The 14,341-nt window shown below is 56.6% G+C and carries 14 protein-coding genes; 6 read left to right on the top strand and 8 right to left on the bottom strand.

The window, feature by feature from the left end; genetic code table 11:
* Positions 1–4: 4 nt before the first annotated feature.
* From ACFQW4_RS15850 to hpt, 3 genes are all read right to left on the bottom strand, one after another.
* Complete coding sequence (locus tag ACFQW4_RS15850; protein WP_101762076.1) at positions 5–775, bottom strand: ABC transporter permease; 771 nt, start codon at positions 773–775, stop codon at positions 5–7.
* Positions 772–1,698 (bottom strand): ABC transporter ATP-binding protein, encoded by a 927-nt coding sequence (locus tag ACFQW4_RS15845; RefSeq protein ID WP_101762077.1) that lies wholly within the window; start codon positions 1,696–1,698, stop codon positions 772–774. The genes ACFQW4_RS15850 and ACFQW4_RS15845 overlap by 4 nt, the downstream gene beginning before the upstream one ends.
* A 192-nt stretch (positions 1,699–1,890) precedes the next feature.
* Positions 1,891–2,427 carry a hypoxanthine phosphoribosyltransferase gene (hpt, locus tag ACFQW4_RS15840; protein ID WP_192235688.1) on the bottom strand — a complete coding sequence of 179 codons (537 nt, stop codon included), beginning with the start codon at positions 2,425–2,427 and terminating at the stop codon, positions 1,891–1,893.
* Between the two features lie 165 nt (positions 2,428–2,592).
* Between hpt and ACFQW4_RS15835 the strand changes: the two genes are divergently transcribed.
* Positions 2,593–3,882, top strand: a complete 1,290-nt coding sequence (locus tag ACFQW4_RS15835) for a cystathionine gamma-synthase family protein (protein WP_377726137.1) — start codon at positions 2,593–2,595, stop codon at positions 3,880–3,882.
* On the opposite strand, the gene cueO is transcribed toward ACFQW4_RS15835, so the two are convergent.
* A complete protein-coding gene (cueO, locus tag ACFQW4_RS15830; RefSeq protein ID WP_377726135.1) occupies positions 3,875–5,464 on the bottom strand; it encodes a multicopper oxidase CueO in 1,590 nt (529 codons plus the stop codon). The two genes, ACFQW4_RS15835 and cueO, sit on opposite strands and share 8 nt — an antisense overlap.
* 177 nt (positions 5,465–5,641) lie before the next feature.
* Between cueO and ACFQW4_RS15825 the strand changes: the two genes are divergently transcribed.
* Complete coding sequence (locus ACFQW4_RS15825) at positions 5,642–5,989, top strand: YacC family pilotin-like protein (RefSeq protein WP_007888732.1); 348 nt, start codon at positions 5,642–5,644, stop codon at positions 5,987–5,989.
* Between the two features lie 245 nt (positions 5,990–6,234).
* Here ACFQW4_RS15825 and ACFQW4_RS15820 read toward each other — a convergent pair whose 3' ends face one another.
* From ACFQW4_RS15820 to ACFQW4_RS15810, 3 genes are read right to left on the bottom strand one after another with little or no spacing between them, the layout of a single operon-like run.
* Positions 6,235–6,996: a DeoR/GlpR family DNA-binding transcription regulator gene (locus ACFQW4_RS15820; RefSeq protein ID WP_101762081.1), complete on the bottom strand. Its 762-nt coding sequence runs from the start codon at positions 6,994–6,996 to the stop codon at positions 6,235–6,237.
* Positions 6,997–7,002: 6 nt separating this feature from the next.
* A complete protein-coding gene (locus tag ACFQW4_RS15815; RefSeq protein ID WP_217549079.1) occupies positions 7,003–7,983 on the bottom strand; it encodes a D-threonate 4-phosphate dehydrogenase in 981 nt (326 codons plus the stop codon).
* A complete protein-coding gene (locus tag ACFQW4_RS15810) occupies positions 7,976–9,247 on the bottom strand; it encodes a four-carbon acid sugar kinase family protein (protein ID WP_377726132.1) in 1,272 nt (423 codons plus the stop codon). The genes ACFQW4_RS15815 and ACFQW4_RS15810 overlap by 8 nt, the downstream gene beginning before the upstream one ends.
* Positions 9,248–9,429: 182 nt before the next feature.
* Here ACFQW4_RS15810 and ACFQW4_RS15805 point away from each other — a divergent pair, with 182 nt between their 5' ends.
* The 4 genes from ACFQW4_RS15805 to ACFQW4_RS15790 all read left to right on the top strand — a co-directional run bounded on the left by ACFQW4_RS15805 (position 9,430) and on the right by ACFQW4_RS15790 (position 13,889).
* The gene (locus ACFQW4_RS15805; protein ID WP_350261537.1) at positions 9,430–10,578 is read left to right on the top strand and encodes an iron-containing alcohol dehydrogenase; all 1,149 of its coding nucleotides are present in this window, start codon (positions 9,430–9,432) and stop codon (positions 10,576–10,578) included.
* A gap of 17 nt (positions 10,579–10,595) precedes the next feature.
* On the top strand, positions 10,596–11,480 hold the full coding sequence (locus ACFQW4_RS15800) for a dihydrodipicolinate synthase family protein (protein WP_192235698.1): 885 nt from the start codon (positions 10,596–10,598) through the stop codon (positions 11,478–11,480).
* Positions 11,481–11,566: 86 nt separating this feature from the next.
* On the top strand, positions 11,567–12,520 hold the full coding sequence (locus ACFQW4_RS15795; RefSeq protein ID WP_192235700.1) for a phosphoglycerate dehydrogenase: 954 nt from the start codon (positions 11,567–11,569) through the stop codon (positions 12,518–12,520).
* A 43-nt stretch (positions 12,521–12,563) separates the two neighbouring features.
* Positions 12,564–13,889, top strand: a complete 1,326-nt coding sequence (locus tag ACFQW4_RS15790; protein ID WP_377726129.1) for an MFS transporter — start codon at positions 12,564–12,566, stop codon at positions 13,887–13,889.
* A 38-nt stretch (positions 13,890–13,927) separates the two neighbouring features.
* On the opposite strand, the gene yacL is transcribed toward ACFQW4_RS15790, so the two are convergent.
* The gene (gene yacL / locus ACFQW4_RS15785; RefSeq protein ID WP_101762088.1) at positions 13,928–14,290 is read right to left on the bottom strand and encodes a protein YacL; all 363 of its coding nucleotides are present in this window, start codon (positions 14,288–14,290) and stop codon (positions 13,928–13,930) included.
* Positions 14,291–14,341: the final 51 nt, after the last annotated feature.

Below are 14,341 nucleotides of genomic sequence, written 5' to 3'. Positions count from 1 at the left end.
CAGGTTAGGTCCGTAACCCGCGCCCACGCTGAATCAGCGAATACACCAGCACATAAAACACCACGATAAAGGCGATCAGCACCGACAGCGTGAACACCAGCGGCACATCGTTGATGCCGAGGAAACCGTAACGGAAGCCGCTGATCATATACACCACCGGATTCAGCTTCGACACCGCTTGCCAGAACGGCGGCAGCAGCGTCAGCGAGTAGAATACGCCGCCGAGATAGGTTAACGGCGTCAGCACGAAGGTGGGAATCAGGCTGATATCGTCAAAAGTGCGCGCGAATACCGCATTCAGCAGGCCCGCCAGTGAGAACAGAATCGCCGTCAGCAACAGCGTCAGCGCCACCATCGACCACGAATGCACGTGGAACGGCACGAAGAACAACGAAATCGCGGTAACCAAAATCCCCACGCACACGCCGCGCGCCACGCCGCCGCCGACATAACCGGCGATAATGATGTGCGTTGGCACCGGTGCCACCAGCAGCTCTTCAATGTTGCGCTGAAATTTGGCGCTAAAGAACGACGATGCCACGTTGGCATAAGCGTTAGTGATCACCGCCATCATGATCAGGCCCGGCACGATAAACTGCATGTAGCTGAAACCGTGCATATCGCCGATGCGTGAACCGATCAGATTGCCGAAGATGATGAAGTAGAGCGTCATGGTGATCACCGGCGGCACCAGCGTCTGAATCCAGATGCGGGCGAAGCGGTTGATCTCTTTGCTCCAGATGCTCTTGAGCGCCACCCAATACAAGTGCGTCATGCTTTCACTCCTGTTTTTCCCTGTGTCAGGCTGACGAACAGCTCCTCAAGGCGGTTAGCTTTGTTACGCATACTTAGCACCTGCACGCCCTGCGTGCTCAGCTGGCTGAACACGCTGTTCAGACCTTGCTCACGCATCACTTCCACTTCCAGCGTCGAGGTATCGACCAGTCGATACTGGAAGCCCTCCAGCTGCGGCAGCGGGCTACGCGGCGCCAGATCGAGGATAAAGGTTTCGGATTGCAGCTTGGAGAGCAACCCTTTCATCGAGGTGTTCTCCACCAGCTCGCCGCTCTGAATAATACCGATATTGCGGCACAGCATTTCCGCCTCTTCCAAATAGTGCGTGGTGAGGATGATGGTGGTGCCTTTAATATTCAGCTCTTTCAGGAAACTCCACATCGAACGGCGCAGTTCGATATCTACGCCGGCGGTCGGTTCATCGAGGATCAGCAGCTTCGGCTCATGCATCAGCGCACGCGCGATCATCAGGCGGCGCTTCATACCGCCCGAAAGCATGCGCGCACGTTCGTTGCGTTTGCCCCACAGGTCGAGCTGATTGAGGTATTTTTCCGCGCGCTTGTTAGCTTCAGCGCGTTCAACACCGTAATAACCAGCCTGATTGACCACAATCTGCATTACGGTTTCAAACGGGTTGAAGTTGAACTCCTGCGGCACCAGCCCAAGCTGGCGCTTGGCGTTGACCACATCTTTTTGCAGGTCATAGCCAAACACGCGCACGCTGCCGCCGGTTTTATTCACTAACGAGCTGATAATACCGATGGTGGTGGATTTACCGGCGCCGTTTGGCCCCAGCAGGGCGTAAAAGTCGCCCGCTTCCACGTTGAGATCGAGTCCTTTCAGCGCCTGTACGCCGCCGGGATAGGTTTTGGTCAGCCCGGAAATTTCCAGTGCATATGTCATTGCGAATCCATACCTTGTTGTAGAGACATCAAAGGCCTATGAAAATGGTAATGCGCACGAGCGATGTCGCGGTCATTAACATTAAGAAATCAATGGAGTTTAGCAGAGAGTCGAGCCAGCCCATAAACCGTTGGCTTACGGGCTGCGCAGTGTATCGCAGGCGGGGAAGTTTAGCCTTGGACGATTGTGCGGTTATTCACCGGTCGGGATAACTTTGCCGATATACGGCAGATGGCGATAGCGCTGGGCGTAATCGATACCAAAGCCGACCACGAACTCATCGGGAATGGTAAAGCCAACAAATTCGACGGTGACGTCCACTTCACGACGCTCTGGCTTATCCAGCAAGGTACAAATCGCCAGTGACTTTGGCTCGCGCAGGCGCAGGATTTCACGCACTTTGCTCAGCGTATTGCCGGAATCGATGATGTCTTCCACGATCAGCACATCCTTGCCGCGAATATCTTCATCGAGATCTTTGAGGATTTTCACATCGCGGCTGCTCGACATGCCGCTGCCGTAGCTTGACGCCGTCATAAAGTCGACTTCATGCGGCACGTCGATGGCGCGGCACAGATCGGCCATAAACATAAAGGAGCCGCGCAGCAAGCCCACCAGCACCATTTCGCTGCCGCTGTTGCGGTAGTGCTCGTTGATCTGCTTGCCCAGTTCGGCAATTCGGGTTGCGATCTCTTGCTCGGAGATCATCACGTCGACGGTATGTTTCATTGCATGCGTCCAGTTACGGTTTTTGGAAAGCCACGAAGTCTATCATAGACGAGCCAGCGTCTAACGCCGCGCACAGAACGCAAACGATTCCGTGGCGAAATTTATCGCGCTGGCGTTAACTGTAGGAACACGTCCGCCCCTTTACCGCCGAGTTCTGGAGTTCCTATGACCGCTTCATCCAGTAAAAAAACCAAGATTGGTACGCGCGATCTGCACCCGGAAACGCAGATGCTGAATTACGGTTACGATCCGCAGTTATCGGAAGGCGCGGTGAAACCGCCGGTGTTTCTCACCTCCACTTTTGTGTTTAACAGCGCCGAAGAGGGACAGGACTTTTTCGATTTCGTCGCCGGGCGCAAGCAGCCGCCGGAAGGCAAAACTGGTGGGCTGGTCTATTCACGCTTCAATCATCCCAACAGCGAAATCGTAGAAGATCGGCTGGCGGTGTATGAAGGCGCGGAAAGCGCGGCGCTGTTCTCTTCCGGGATGTCGGCGATTGCCACCACGCTGCTGACGTTTGCGCGTCCGGGTGAAGTGATTCTGCATTCCCAGCCGCTGTACGGCGGCACCGAAACGCTGCTGAGCAAAACGCTGCACGATTTGGAGATCAAAGCGGTGGGTTTCAGCGATGGCACCGATGAAGATAAGGTGCATGAAGCGGCGAAGCTGGCGTGGCAGCGCGGACGCGTAGCGCTGATCCTGATTGAAACGCCCGCCAATCCCACCAACAGCCTGGTAGACATTCAGTTGATGCAGCAGGTGGCGGATGTGATTGCGCAGCAGCAAGGTTCGCGGCCGATTCTTGCCTGCGATAACACGCTGCTCGGGCCGGTGTTTCAACATCCGTTGCAGCATGGCGCAGATTTGTCGCTCTATTCACTGACCAAATATGTCGGCGGCCACTCGGACTTGATTGCCGGTGCGGTGCTGGGTAGCAAAGCGTTGATCGGCAAAGTGCGTTCGCTGCGCAGCGCCATCGGCACGCAGCTGGATCCGCACTCCAGCTGGATGATTGGCCGCTCGCTGGAAACGCTGTCGCTGCGTATGGAGAAAGCCACCAGCAATGCCGAAAACGTGGCGGCGTTTTTACGCGATCATCCGCAGGTGGAAAAACTGCATTGGCTGCCGTATCTGGCGGCAGAAAGTCCGGCGGGCAAAACGTATCAGCGCCAGTGCAGCGGCGCGGGTTCAACCTTCTCGTTTGATATTCGTGGCGGGCAAGCGGCGGCGTTCCGTTTCCTCAATACGCTGGAACTGTTCAAGCTGGCGGTGAGCCTCGGCGGCACCGAATCGCTTGCCAGCCATCCCGCCAGCACCACCCATTCGGGCGTGCCGCAGGATGTGCGACAGCGTATTGGCATCACCGATGCGACCGTGCGCTTGTCGATTGGTATCGAACATCCTGACGACCTGATCGAAGATATCCGCCTGGCACTGGAGGCGTCGGTTAACTGACGCTAAAACCGAGCATCATGCCGGTATCTTCATGCTCCAGCAGATGGCAATGCGCCATGTACGCATTGTCGGCATTAGCGACATAGTTGAAGCGCACCAGCACTTCGCTGCGCCAGCCGTTAACGCTGACGATGTCCTTCCAGCCTGCGCGATGCGCCGCAGGCGGCTTGCCGTTTTCTGACAGGATGCGGAACTGCGTGCCGTGAATGTGGAACGGATGCAGCATGTGATCGCCTTCACCGGAAATCGTCCACTTCTCCACTTTGCCCAACTCCACGTTGAACATCGGCTTGGTCATATTAAATGCCTGACCATTGATCTTGTTGCCATTATGGAAATCATAGGCGGCAGTTTTGCCGTGGCTGCCGTGATCCATCGCCATATCGCCATGATCCATCGGCTTCGCGCTATCACTCATCGCCATGTTGCCATGATCCATTTTCATGCCGCCCATGGCTTTATCGCCGTAACGATCCATCAGCGCCTGCATACCTTGCTGATCAAGCTGCGGATCCATCATCAGCTGCAGCCAGCGGCTTTGCAGGCCTTCGGTGGCGGGAATGGGCGGCAGATCCACCAGCTTGTCCGGCAGCGTACCGCTGGCCATCACGCGTAGCGGCAGAATGTTGACCAGCGGCAGCGGTTGGTCAAACGGTGCCAGCGTCATGCCCATTTGCGTCACCGGCAACGTTACCACGTCGAAGGCTTTGCCATCTGACGTATCCACCAGCACTTCAAAACGCTCGCCCGGCAGCAGCGGCAAGCTATCGACTTTCACCGGCTCGGCCAGCAACCCACCGTCGCTGCCAATCACATACAGCGGACGTTGATCGCTGGTGGCGATATGCAGCGAACGCGCGTTACAGCCGTTAAGCAAACGCAGACGCAGCCAGCCGCGTGGCACCGCATGCTGCGGATATTGCACGCCGTTGGTGAGCATCATGTCGCCAAACCAGCCGACGGCGGCGCGCATGATATCGAGCTGATAATCGATTTGCGTTCCCGCTTTATTCAGCTGCTTATCCTGGAAAATCAGCGGCACATCGTCTTCGCCCCACTGCATCGGCAAACGCAGCTTGCCGGACGCTTCATCTTCCAGCAGCACCAAACCCGCCAGACCTTGCGCCACCTGATAACCGGTTTTGCCGTGGTGATGCGGATGGAACCAGCAGGTCGCTGCGGGTTGATCAGGGGTGAAACTGACCTGACGCGTCGCGCCGGGCGCAATAATCCCTTGCGGGCCGCCATCAACATCGCCGGGGATCTCCAGCCCGTGCCAGTGCAAGGTGGTGGCTTCCGGCAGTTGATTATGGATATTCACCGTGACGGCTTTTTCGCGTTGCAGACGCAGCGCGGGTCCGAGCAATCCACCGTTGTATCCCCAGGTAGGCACCGCTTTGCCATTCCATTGGCTGCTACCGGTCATGGCGGTCAAGGTGTATTGCCCGCGGGCATCAGGCTGCAAAATGGAGGGAATCGGTAATAATGGGCGCGTGGCGGCCATTAGTGAGCGGCTCCACAGCGGCAGCGCACCGGCGGCGCTGAGTGCGGCAGTCAACTTTAGAAAATGACGACGTTGCATATTCTTATCCTTGTCGTGAATAAGGGCACAGCGTAAACCTTTACCCTGCGGGAGGGTCAAGCCCTGAAACAGATTGCACTGATAAAAAGGGTGGGAATGGCCCGAAAGGGCAAATTTAGCGGAATAGCGGCAATAACTGTGCTAACGTCAATAAATTGTCCCTTGTTGAGAATGATTATGACGAAAAGCATCAAGATCCTGCTGCTGGCGGGACTCCTTGGCTTCTCCTCCACCAGTTTTGCCCTGAGCGAATCCGAAGCAGAAGATCTGGCCGACCTCACCGCCGTGTTCGTTTATCTCAAGAACGATTGTGGCTATCAGGATTTGCCGGACGCACAGATTCGTAAAGCACTGGTGTTTTTCGCCCAACAGAACCGTTGGGATTTAAGCAACTACAGCAATTACAACATGAAGTCGCTGGGCGAAGAGAGCTACAAGGATTTGAGCGGTATCGCCATTACCAACGACAAGAAGTGTAAGTCGCTGGCGCGCGATTCGTTGAGTTTGCTGGCTTACGTTAAGTAATCATTGCCCGCAGGTTGGTGCTGGCTGTCCTCCTCGGTTGGTGCTTGCTGCCCCCCTCCTTGGTTGGTGCTCGCTGTCCCCCTCCTCGGTTGGTGCTGGCTGTCCCCCTCCTCGGTCCTCCCCCACAAGTGGGGGAGGAAGATGCTGCAATATGCAGCTCCGAGGTTGCATGTGGCAGCGTCTCCTTCCCCCGCTGGCGGGGGAAGGCCGGGATGGGGGACAGCCAGCACAATCTCAATCTAAATCTAAACCGTCAACTCCAATCCAATACCCCGCTCGCGCAGGTCGCGGCACACCGCTTCATCCAGACGTGCATCCGTCACCACATCAGTCAGGCTATCAATCGGCGCGGCGCAATACAGCGACCATGAACCGTATTTACTGCTGTCAGCCAGCAGAACGCGGCGGCGCGCGTTGGCCAGCAGATCCATCTTCAATCCGGCTTTCTCTTCGGTTGGCGTGGTAATCCCGCGTTCGATGCTCCACGAGTTGCAGCTGACAAAGGCAATATCAGGATTGATGCTGCGCAGCAAACGGCGACCATGTTCGCCAATGCACGACTGGCTGGAATCGTCGATGCGTCCACCAATAATGGTGGTTTCGATTTGCTTAAACTCCGACAGAAACAGCGCGATATGCAGATCGGCGGTGATGACCCGCAGCTTGAGGTGCGTCAGCTGGCGCGCCAGCTCCAGCATGGTGGTGCCGGCATCCAGCACCACCGCATCACCCGACTGCACGTAGCTGGCGGCAAACTGCGCGATGGCCTGCTTCTCGGCGAGATTACGCTGCATCTTCTCCAGCGTGGTCGGCTGATTGGGGATAAAGCGATTCAGCGTAACGCCGCCGTGGCTGCGGCTGATAACGCCCTCTTTATCCAGCTTGATCAGATCGCGGCGGATCGTCGCTGGCGAGGCGGAAATTGCGCTCACCAGTTGTTCAACAGTGACCAAATTATGGCTCTTCAGATAATCCATAATCTGGTCGAGACGGCTTTGTCCCTTCATATTTCCCTATGCAAGCTGCATCGCGAGTTTAATGGAGATCGCCATGCTCGCAGAGTTCGCTTTACCTGTCCAGGCGATATCAAACGCGGTGCCGTGGTCCGCCGAGGTGCGGATAAACGGCAGGCCCGCAGTGATGTTAACACCATCGTAAAAGCCTAGTAATTTCAGCGGGATATGGCCTTGATCGTGGTACATCGCTACCACCATATCGTACTGTCCTTCCTGACACTGCAGGAACACGGTATCGGGCGGACACGGGCCACTGACATCAATGCCCTGCGCTTTCATGGCGTTAATGGCAGGCGCGACGATGGTGATCTCTTCATCACCAAACAGACCGTTTTCACCGGCATGCGGATTAACGCCTGCCACCGCGATGCGCGGCTGGTCGAAACCGACGCGGCGCAGGAAGCTGTCGGCCATGCCGATCACCGTTTGAATGCGCTCGCCGTTTAAGGTATCGAGGAACTTACGCAGCGCAATATGCGTGGTGACGTGAATCACTTTCAGCTTATCGGTGTAGAGCACCATGGCGTAATTTTTGGTGTTGGTCAGTTGCGCCAGCAGTTCGGTGTGGCCGGGATAGATATGACCCGCCGAGTGCAGCGCCTCTTTATTTAACGGTGCGGTGGCGATCGCCTGCACGTCGCCAGCCAGCGCCAGTTCGGTGGCGCGTTTAACGCAACGCCAGGCCAAATCACCCGCTGCTTTCTGCACCACGCCAGGCTGCAGCGCGGCGGCATCCGCCAGCGGCTCATCAATTACGTTGATCATGCCGGGCGCGAAATGCGCATCCTTGACCTGGTCGAGCACGCGCAGTTCAGCCTGCGGCGTGACATGTAATCCCATTACCCGACGCAGCGTGTTAGCGCAACCGACCACGACGGCAGGCGCGCCCGCTAACTCACCTTCTGCCAGCGCTTTAATGATGATCTCCGGGCCGATGCCCGCCGGATCGCCCATGGTAATCGCAATAATTTTACTCACTCGACTTCTCCTCAATAAAACGAATGGCTTCTACCAGGGTGTTTTCATCACCAAAGCCACCTGCTTTGGTCATCACCGGCAGGTGTAATTCACTGTTAAGCAAAATCCCGTGCGGCACGCAGCCCGCCACAAGGCCCTGAATCTGAAAACCGCGGGCACCTGATGCCTGTGCCACGGCAATCGCCACATCGCCGCCAGAGAGATAAAGCCCTGCAGGCTGCACCTCGCGGCACACGCGGCGGGTTAACTGCGCGAGAAACTGGCAGATGCGTTCGCCCAATAGCTGACGAGAAACCTGATGCTGTTGGCACAACTGCGCAATCTCATGACGCTGCCCGGCATGTTGGGTAGTGCGTACCACGCAATGCGCGCCGTCGTGCAGCGCCTGCTGCATCTCTTGCTGCCACCGTTCAGCCTGCGGCCAGGCCGGTTGGGCAAACAGCTGACGGATATCAATGTCGATAATGCGGATGTCACGCTGGCTGGCGAGGCGTGCAATCTGCTGCTGCGCAATGGCGCTCATCGAACCGACCACCGCCAGCACCGGACGCGACTGACGTGCTGCTAGCAACGCGCCGAGCGCATCGCTGAGCCCGGACGCTCCGGCCAACAACGGACGCGTCTCCAGCGTGGCTGCCGCGGCCACCAACAAGGCAATGTCGGCGTCCTGCTCGATATCCACCACCAGCAAACCTTGCTTGCTGGCCAGCACCTGCGCCAGTTGATCGCTGCGCAGCGTGGCGAGATCGAGGGTTTCACCCGGCAATGTGCTCTGCATCTGCAGACACGTCAGCACATGGCCGCTGGTGACCGGCGTTTTGGGATCGCTGGCGAATTCGCTGTCGATCAAACGCTGCTGATGGATCCACACGTCACCCGCACGCGTGGTGCGTCCGAGCTTTGGCACCGCCGGCACCACTAAGGCTAATGTTTTACCGCTGGCCTGCATCGCGGCTTCGATCTCCGCGCCGGGATTGCCGCGCAGCGTGGAATCGATCTTCTTAAATAACCAACCGTCGTTAGCGATGGCCTGATGTTGCTCAATGGCAGCTCGCGTGCGTTGGGCCGCTTCTTGTGCGCTGGTTGCACGGCTATCGGTGCTGATCACCAGCACATCGGCAGCACCAGCGTCGTGTGGCGTGCTGCTCTCAAACAGCACATGCACACGCGCCCCGGCTTGTGCCAGCCCGCTGCCCGCGTCATTGGCGCCGGTAAAGTCATCGGCAATCACTAAGACTGGCGTTTTCCATGGCTGTGAAGTCATGCTTTCTCCTCTTCCGGCCGCTGCCGGGCTGCAATGATTATATTCAATCATGATTGATTATATGTGAGCAAGATCAAATTAATCGAAATCAATTTGTCCTATAAAATTAGACACGGCAGTGATGGAACTCGCGGCGATTGAGCAAAATCAATCATTCCGCGCAAAAAACGTAAGGGTAAGAGATGAATATCAACAGCACCGTGATCAGTGGCTTTCAGGCGCTTAATGACCTCAGCTATTTACTGCAAGGTAAAGACAAAGCGCTGCTGGTGACCGATAAAAATATTGAAGGCATTCCGGCGGTACAAAAGCTGATCGCCCAGCTCACGCAGCAGATTGCCAGCCTGAGCATCGTCAACACGGTGCCGCCAGAGCCTAGCCAGCACGATGTAGCAGCCATTGTCGCCGCGCTGCCGAGCACCGATGTGGATCTGGTGATTGGCATCGGCGGTGGTAGCGTACTGGATGTCGCTAAGCTGCTGTCGATTCTATGTGTCGAAGATGCGCCGACGCTGGAGGCGTTACTGGCTGGTGAGAAGCCGCACACGCGCACCACTTCGCTACTGATTCCGACCACCGCAGGTACTGGCTCGGAAGCCACGCCCAACGCGATTCTGGCGATCCCCGAGAAAGAGACCAAAGTCGGCATTATCACGCCAGTGATGCTGCCAGATTATGTCGCGCTGGTGCCAGAACTCACCACCAGCATGCCACCGCACATCGCCTCTTCCACCGGTATCGATGCGCTGTGCCATTTGATTGAGTGCTTTACCGCGACCGTGGCGAACCCGGTGAGCGATAACTATGCGCTGATCGGCATGAAAAAGCTGTTTGCCAGCCTCGAAACCACTATCGCCGAACCCGACAATCTCGAAGCGCGCCTGAATATGCTGTGGGCATCTTATTATGGTGGCGCGTCCATTGCGCATGCCGGTACGCATCTGGTGCACGCCATGTCTTATCCGCTGGGCGGCAAATATCACCTGCCGCACGGTGTCGCCAACGCCATTCTCCTTGCGCCCTGCATGCGCTTTGTACGACCGGCGGCGGTGAGCAAATTCGCTCAGGTTTACGATCTGCTGCCGGATGCCGATATCACGCTGGACGACGAAGCCAAATCCCACGCGCTGGTGGCGTATTTTGCCGCACTGGTGAAGCGCCTGAAGCTGCCCGCCAGCCTGGAAGAGCTGGGTATCGGCCCGGATCATCTGCCGTATCTGGTGGAAGCCGCGCTCGACGTGCAGCGCCTGATGAAGAATGTACCGATGAAAGTGGGCGCCGATGACGTACGAAACGTCTATCTGACGCTGTTTCCGGCTTTGAATTACTAAGGATTATTGAGGACACCATGAGTAAGAAAATTCAGGGCGTATTAACCGCCATCGTCACCACCTTCGATCGCGACGGCGCATTCAACCCAGCCGCCCAGCGCGAGCAGGTACAACGCCAGTTAAGCGCCGGCAACGGTATCTTTTGCGGCGGCACCAACGGCGAATTCTTCGTGCTGAACGAACAGGAGAAGCTGGCGGTAACGCAGACCTGCGTTGATGAAGTGAACGGCAGCGCACCGGTGGTGGCGCACATTGGCGAGATCTCCACGCGTGAAACCATTCGCCTTGGGAAACAAGTGGCGAAGCTGGGCGTGGATGCGGTTTCGGTCATCACACCCTATTTCGTGCCGCTAAAGCAGGAAGAGCTGATTGCCCACTATCGCGCGGTGGCTGACGCCATCGACGTGCCGCTGTTCCTTTACAACATTCCGGCGCGCACCGGCAACACGCTGCAACCGGAAACCGTACGCACGCTGGCCGCACACCCAAACATCATCGGTATCAAAGACAGCGCCGGCAGCTATGAGAGCCTGAGCGGCTTTCTGCAAGCGGCTGCAGGCATCAACAGTTTTGATGTGCTGAACGGCCCGGATTCGCTGATCCATCAGGGCTTTGTCGACGGCTGTTCGGCCTGTATTTCTGGCCTTGCTAACGTGGCGCCTAAAGAGATCAACGCGATTTGGGCGCGCTTCCATGCCGGCGATATCGAAGGTTCGCGCCTGGCGCAAGAGAATGTGACTGGTCTGCGCACCGATCTGTATAGCGTCGGCTTCTCTCCCGCCGCAGTGAAAAAAGCGGTGACGCTGCTTGGTTTTGAGGTTGGTGACAGCCGCTACGCGGTGAGTTTCTCTGCCGAAGAAGAGCAGAAAATCCGCCAGATTGTGAATCAGTATTTGCAGTAATTTTCAGGTGAGCAGCCAGCCAGATCGCCATCAATGGCGACCCTGGCATCGGCTGTTATCTGTTTTTTTCAACATCGGGAAGAATTATGAAAGTCATCTGTACCTCACCGTCGTTTGCAAAATATGACGCGACGCCGATAACCACGCTGCAACAGCACGGTTTTGAGCTGATCACGCTGCCCGCCGATGCGCCGCTGAGCGCACTCCAGCCGCATCTGGCGGACACCGTGGCGCTGATCGTGGCTTTTACCGACATCAACGAAGAGCTGCTGGCGTTAGCACCGCAGCTGAAAATCGTCTGTAAGCACGGCGTTGGCGTCGACAACATCAATCTGGATGCCACGCGTGCACGCGGGATTTACGTCACCAACGTGCCGGATGCCAATAAACATGCTGTCGCTGATTTCGCCTTTGCTTTGATCCTTAACAGCGCGCGTCAGATCACCCAAGCCGCCATCGAAACCCGAGCGGGCAGCTGGCCGCGTATTTTTGCCACCGACGTGTACGGTAAAACACTGGGCATCATCGGGCTGGGCAATATTGGTAAGCAGGTCGCGCTGCGCGCCAGAGGTTTCAACATGCGGGTGATCGCATTTGATTTTTATCCTGATGAGCCGTTTGCTGCTGAACACGGCATCGACTTCGTCACGCTGGATCAGCTGACCGAAACCAGCGATTTTATCACTCTGCACATGCCGCTTACCGACAAAACGCAGAATCTGTTTAATGCCGCGCGCCTCAAACGCATGAAGAAAAATGCCTTCCTGATTAATGCCTCACGCGGCGGCGTAGTGAATGAGCAGGATCTTTATCAGGCGCTGCTGGATAACGTGATCGCCGGAGCAGCGGCTGACGTGTTTGTGCAGGAACCGCTGACCGAGCATCCGCTGTTCACGCTCAGCAACTTCATTCCCACTTCGCATATCGCCGGTTACACCGACGGTGCGATCAGCGCGATTGGTGAACGCTGCGTGACGCAAATTGTGCAGTGCATTCAACAGGGCGAACGCCCAATCAACGTGATGAACGGGCTGGAATAACACGCCGCCTTATCCTGTAACCTTTTTCGAGTGGATAATTACTATGACTAACTCTGCGCGCTCGAGTCGTATCCGTTGGTGGATTGCTGGCCTGATGTGGCTGGCCATCGCCATTAACTACATTGACCGCACCGTTCTCTCGGCAGCGGCTCCGCATCTGATCAAAGAACTCGATATCAATCCTGAAATGATGGGCTTCATCATGGCGGCGTTCTTCTGGTCTTATGCGCTGTTGCAGATCCCGGCGGGCTGGTTTGCCGATCGCTTCGGCCAGAAAAAAGGGCTTGGTATCGCCGTCGGCTGGTGGTCGATCGCCACCATGGCGATGGGACTGGCGACCGGCTTTAAATCGCTGCTGGCGCTGCGTTTAGCACTCGGTGTCGGTGAGGCCGCCGCCTATCCCAGCAACGCGGGCATTACCGCGCGCTGGTTCCCGGATCGCGAACGCGCCACGGTTTCTGGCCTGTTCGACAGTGCCTCCAAATTTGGTGGTGCGGTGGCCATGCCGCTGATCGTCTTTATGATCGCCCTGTTCGACTGGCGTCTGACCTTCCTCGCTATAGGTGCGCTGGGCTTGTTCTGGGTGATTGCCTGGTACTTTATCTACGCCGAGAATCCGGAAGATCATAAGTCGATAAGCCAGCAAGAAGTGCGCTTCATCCGTAATGGCCAGATGCAAAAGCACGGCGACAAAAGCGTGCGGCCGATGAAGTGGTACAAGCTGCTGCGCTACCGCAATATCTGGGCAATGTGCATTGGCTTTTTCACCATCAACTACACCTCCTATTTCTTTATTACCTGGTTGCCGACCTATCTGGTGAAAGATAAAGGCATGGATTTCCTCAAAATGGGGATGGTGGCTGCGCTGCCGCTGATCTGTGGCATGGTGATTGAAGTGCTGGCGGGTTGGGCATCGGATCGCATGGTGCATAACAAAGTGCTGTCGCTGACCGCTACACGCAAACTGTTTCTCACCATCGGCCTGCTGATGGCGCTGTGTATCGGATTTGCCCCGTTCACCGATTCGGTGTTTATGACCGTGCTGCTGCTGTGTATCGCCAAATCCGGCACCACCGTGGCGGCATCACAAGTGTGGGCCTTGCCGGGCGATGTGGCACCGCAAAACAGCGTGTCGATTGTGGCGGGGCTGCAGAATACCGTTTCAAACATGGGCGGCGCGGTGGGGCCGATCATTACCGGCGCGATTGTTGGCGCAACCGGCCACTTTACCTGGGCGCTGGTGTTCTCGGCGGTGCTGGTGCTTATTGGCATTCTTAACTATCTGTTCCTGATGGGTAAAGTTGAACCTATCGTCGATGAGGAACAGGTGACGCATGCGCATTCCGTGGCAAGTGGCGCGGCGCGGTAATCGTCTGGGTCGCCATCGATGGCGACCTTACTGTTTAGTTATTTACCGGCAATAAACAGCCGATAAGCGGCAATCACTGCGAGAAAATCGTCGACGCCACAGAAAGAGAGGCTCTCTTCGTCGTAATAAGTCATGCCCTCTTCCATGCCGTCATCTTCCAGCGCCAGCTGGTTGGCACGAATCATCACCTCTTCATCATCCAGCCACAGCGTGTATTCATGCCCGACACGCTGCCACTGATTGATGGTGCCTTTCACCTGTTGGGCGGCGGCCTCAACTTCATCCAGCAACGGCAGATTGTCTTTGACCTCTTCGTTGAACCAGTGCCCCACCGCTTCGTGGTCCATCGACATACGCACTTTGACCTGACCGGTCAAATCACGCAGAAATTCATATTCCATGATTGCCTCATACTGATGACGCGCTGTGCAGCACAGTGTTAGTGCATTTTG

It is taken from the genome of Pantoea sp. GCM10028869, from assembly GCF_042666835.1.
Classification (GTDB): Bacteria; Pseudomonadota; Gammaproteobacteria; order Enterobacterales; family Enterobacteriaceae; genus Pantoea; species Pantoea leporis.
This window is presented reverse-complemented; position numbering and strand designations above follow the sequence as displayed.

What these genes read in the sequence shown, in the direction of transcription:
- ACFQW4_RS15850 (WP_101762076.1), bottom strand. Translation starts at nt 775, where the DNA reads ATGACGCACTTGTATTGGGTGGCGCTCAAGAGCATCTGGAGCAAAGAG.
- ACFQW4_RS15845 (WP_101762077.1), bottom strand. Translation starts at nt 1,698, where the DNA reads ATGACATATGCACTGGAAATTTCCGGGCTGACCAAAACCTATCCCGGC.
- hpt (WP_192235688.1), bottom strand. Translation starts at nt 2,427, where the DNA reads ATGAAACATACCGTCGACGTGATGATCTCCGAGCAAGAGATCGCAACC.
- ACFQW4_RS15835 (WP_377726137.1), top strand. Translation starts at nt 2,593, where the DNA reads ATGACCGCTTCATCCAGTAAAAAAACCAAGATTGGTACGCGCGATCTG.
- cueO (WP_377726135.1), bottom strand. Translation starts at nt 5,464, where the DNA reads ATGCAACGTCGTCATTTTCTAAAGTTGACTGCCGCACTCAGCGCCGCC.
- ACFQW4_RS15825 (WP_007888732.1), top strand. Translation starts at nt 5,642, where the DNA reads ATGACGAAAAGCATCAAGATCCTGCTGCTGGCGGGACTCCTTGGCTTC.
- ACFQW4_RS15820 (WP_101762081.1), bottom strand. Translation starts at nt 6,996, where the DNA reads ATGAAGGGACAAAGCCGTCTCGACCAGATTATGGATTATCTGAAGAGC.
- ACFQW4_RS15810 (WP_377726132.1), bottom strand. Translation starts at nt 9,247, where the DNA reads ATGACTTCACAGCCATGGAAAACGCCAGTCTTAGTGATTGCCGATGAC.
- ACFQW4_RS15805 (WP_350261537.1), top strand. Translation starts at nt 9,430, where the DNA reads ATGAATATCAACAGCACCGTGATCAGTGGCTTTCAGGCGCTTAATGAC.
- ACFQW4_RS15800 (WP_192235698.1), top strand. Translation starts at nt 10,596, where the DNA reads ATGAGTAAGAAAATTCAGGGCGTATTAACCGCCATCGTCACCACCTTC.
- ACFQW4_RS15795 (WP_192235700.1), top strand. Translation starts at nt 11,567, where the DNA reads ATGAAAGTCATCTGTACCTCACCGTCGTTTGCAAAATATGACGCGACG.
- ACFQW4_RS15790 (WP_377726129.1), top strand. Translation starts at nt 12,564, where the DNA reads ATGACTAACTCTGCGCGCTCGAGTCGTATCCGTTGGTGGATTGCTGGC.
- yacL (WP_101762088.1), bottom strand. Translation starts at nt 14,290, where the DNA reads ATGGAATATGAATTTCTGCGTGATTTGACCGGTCAGGTCAAAGTGCGT.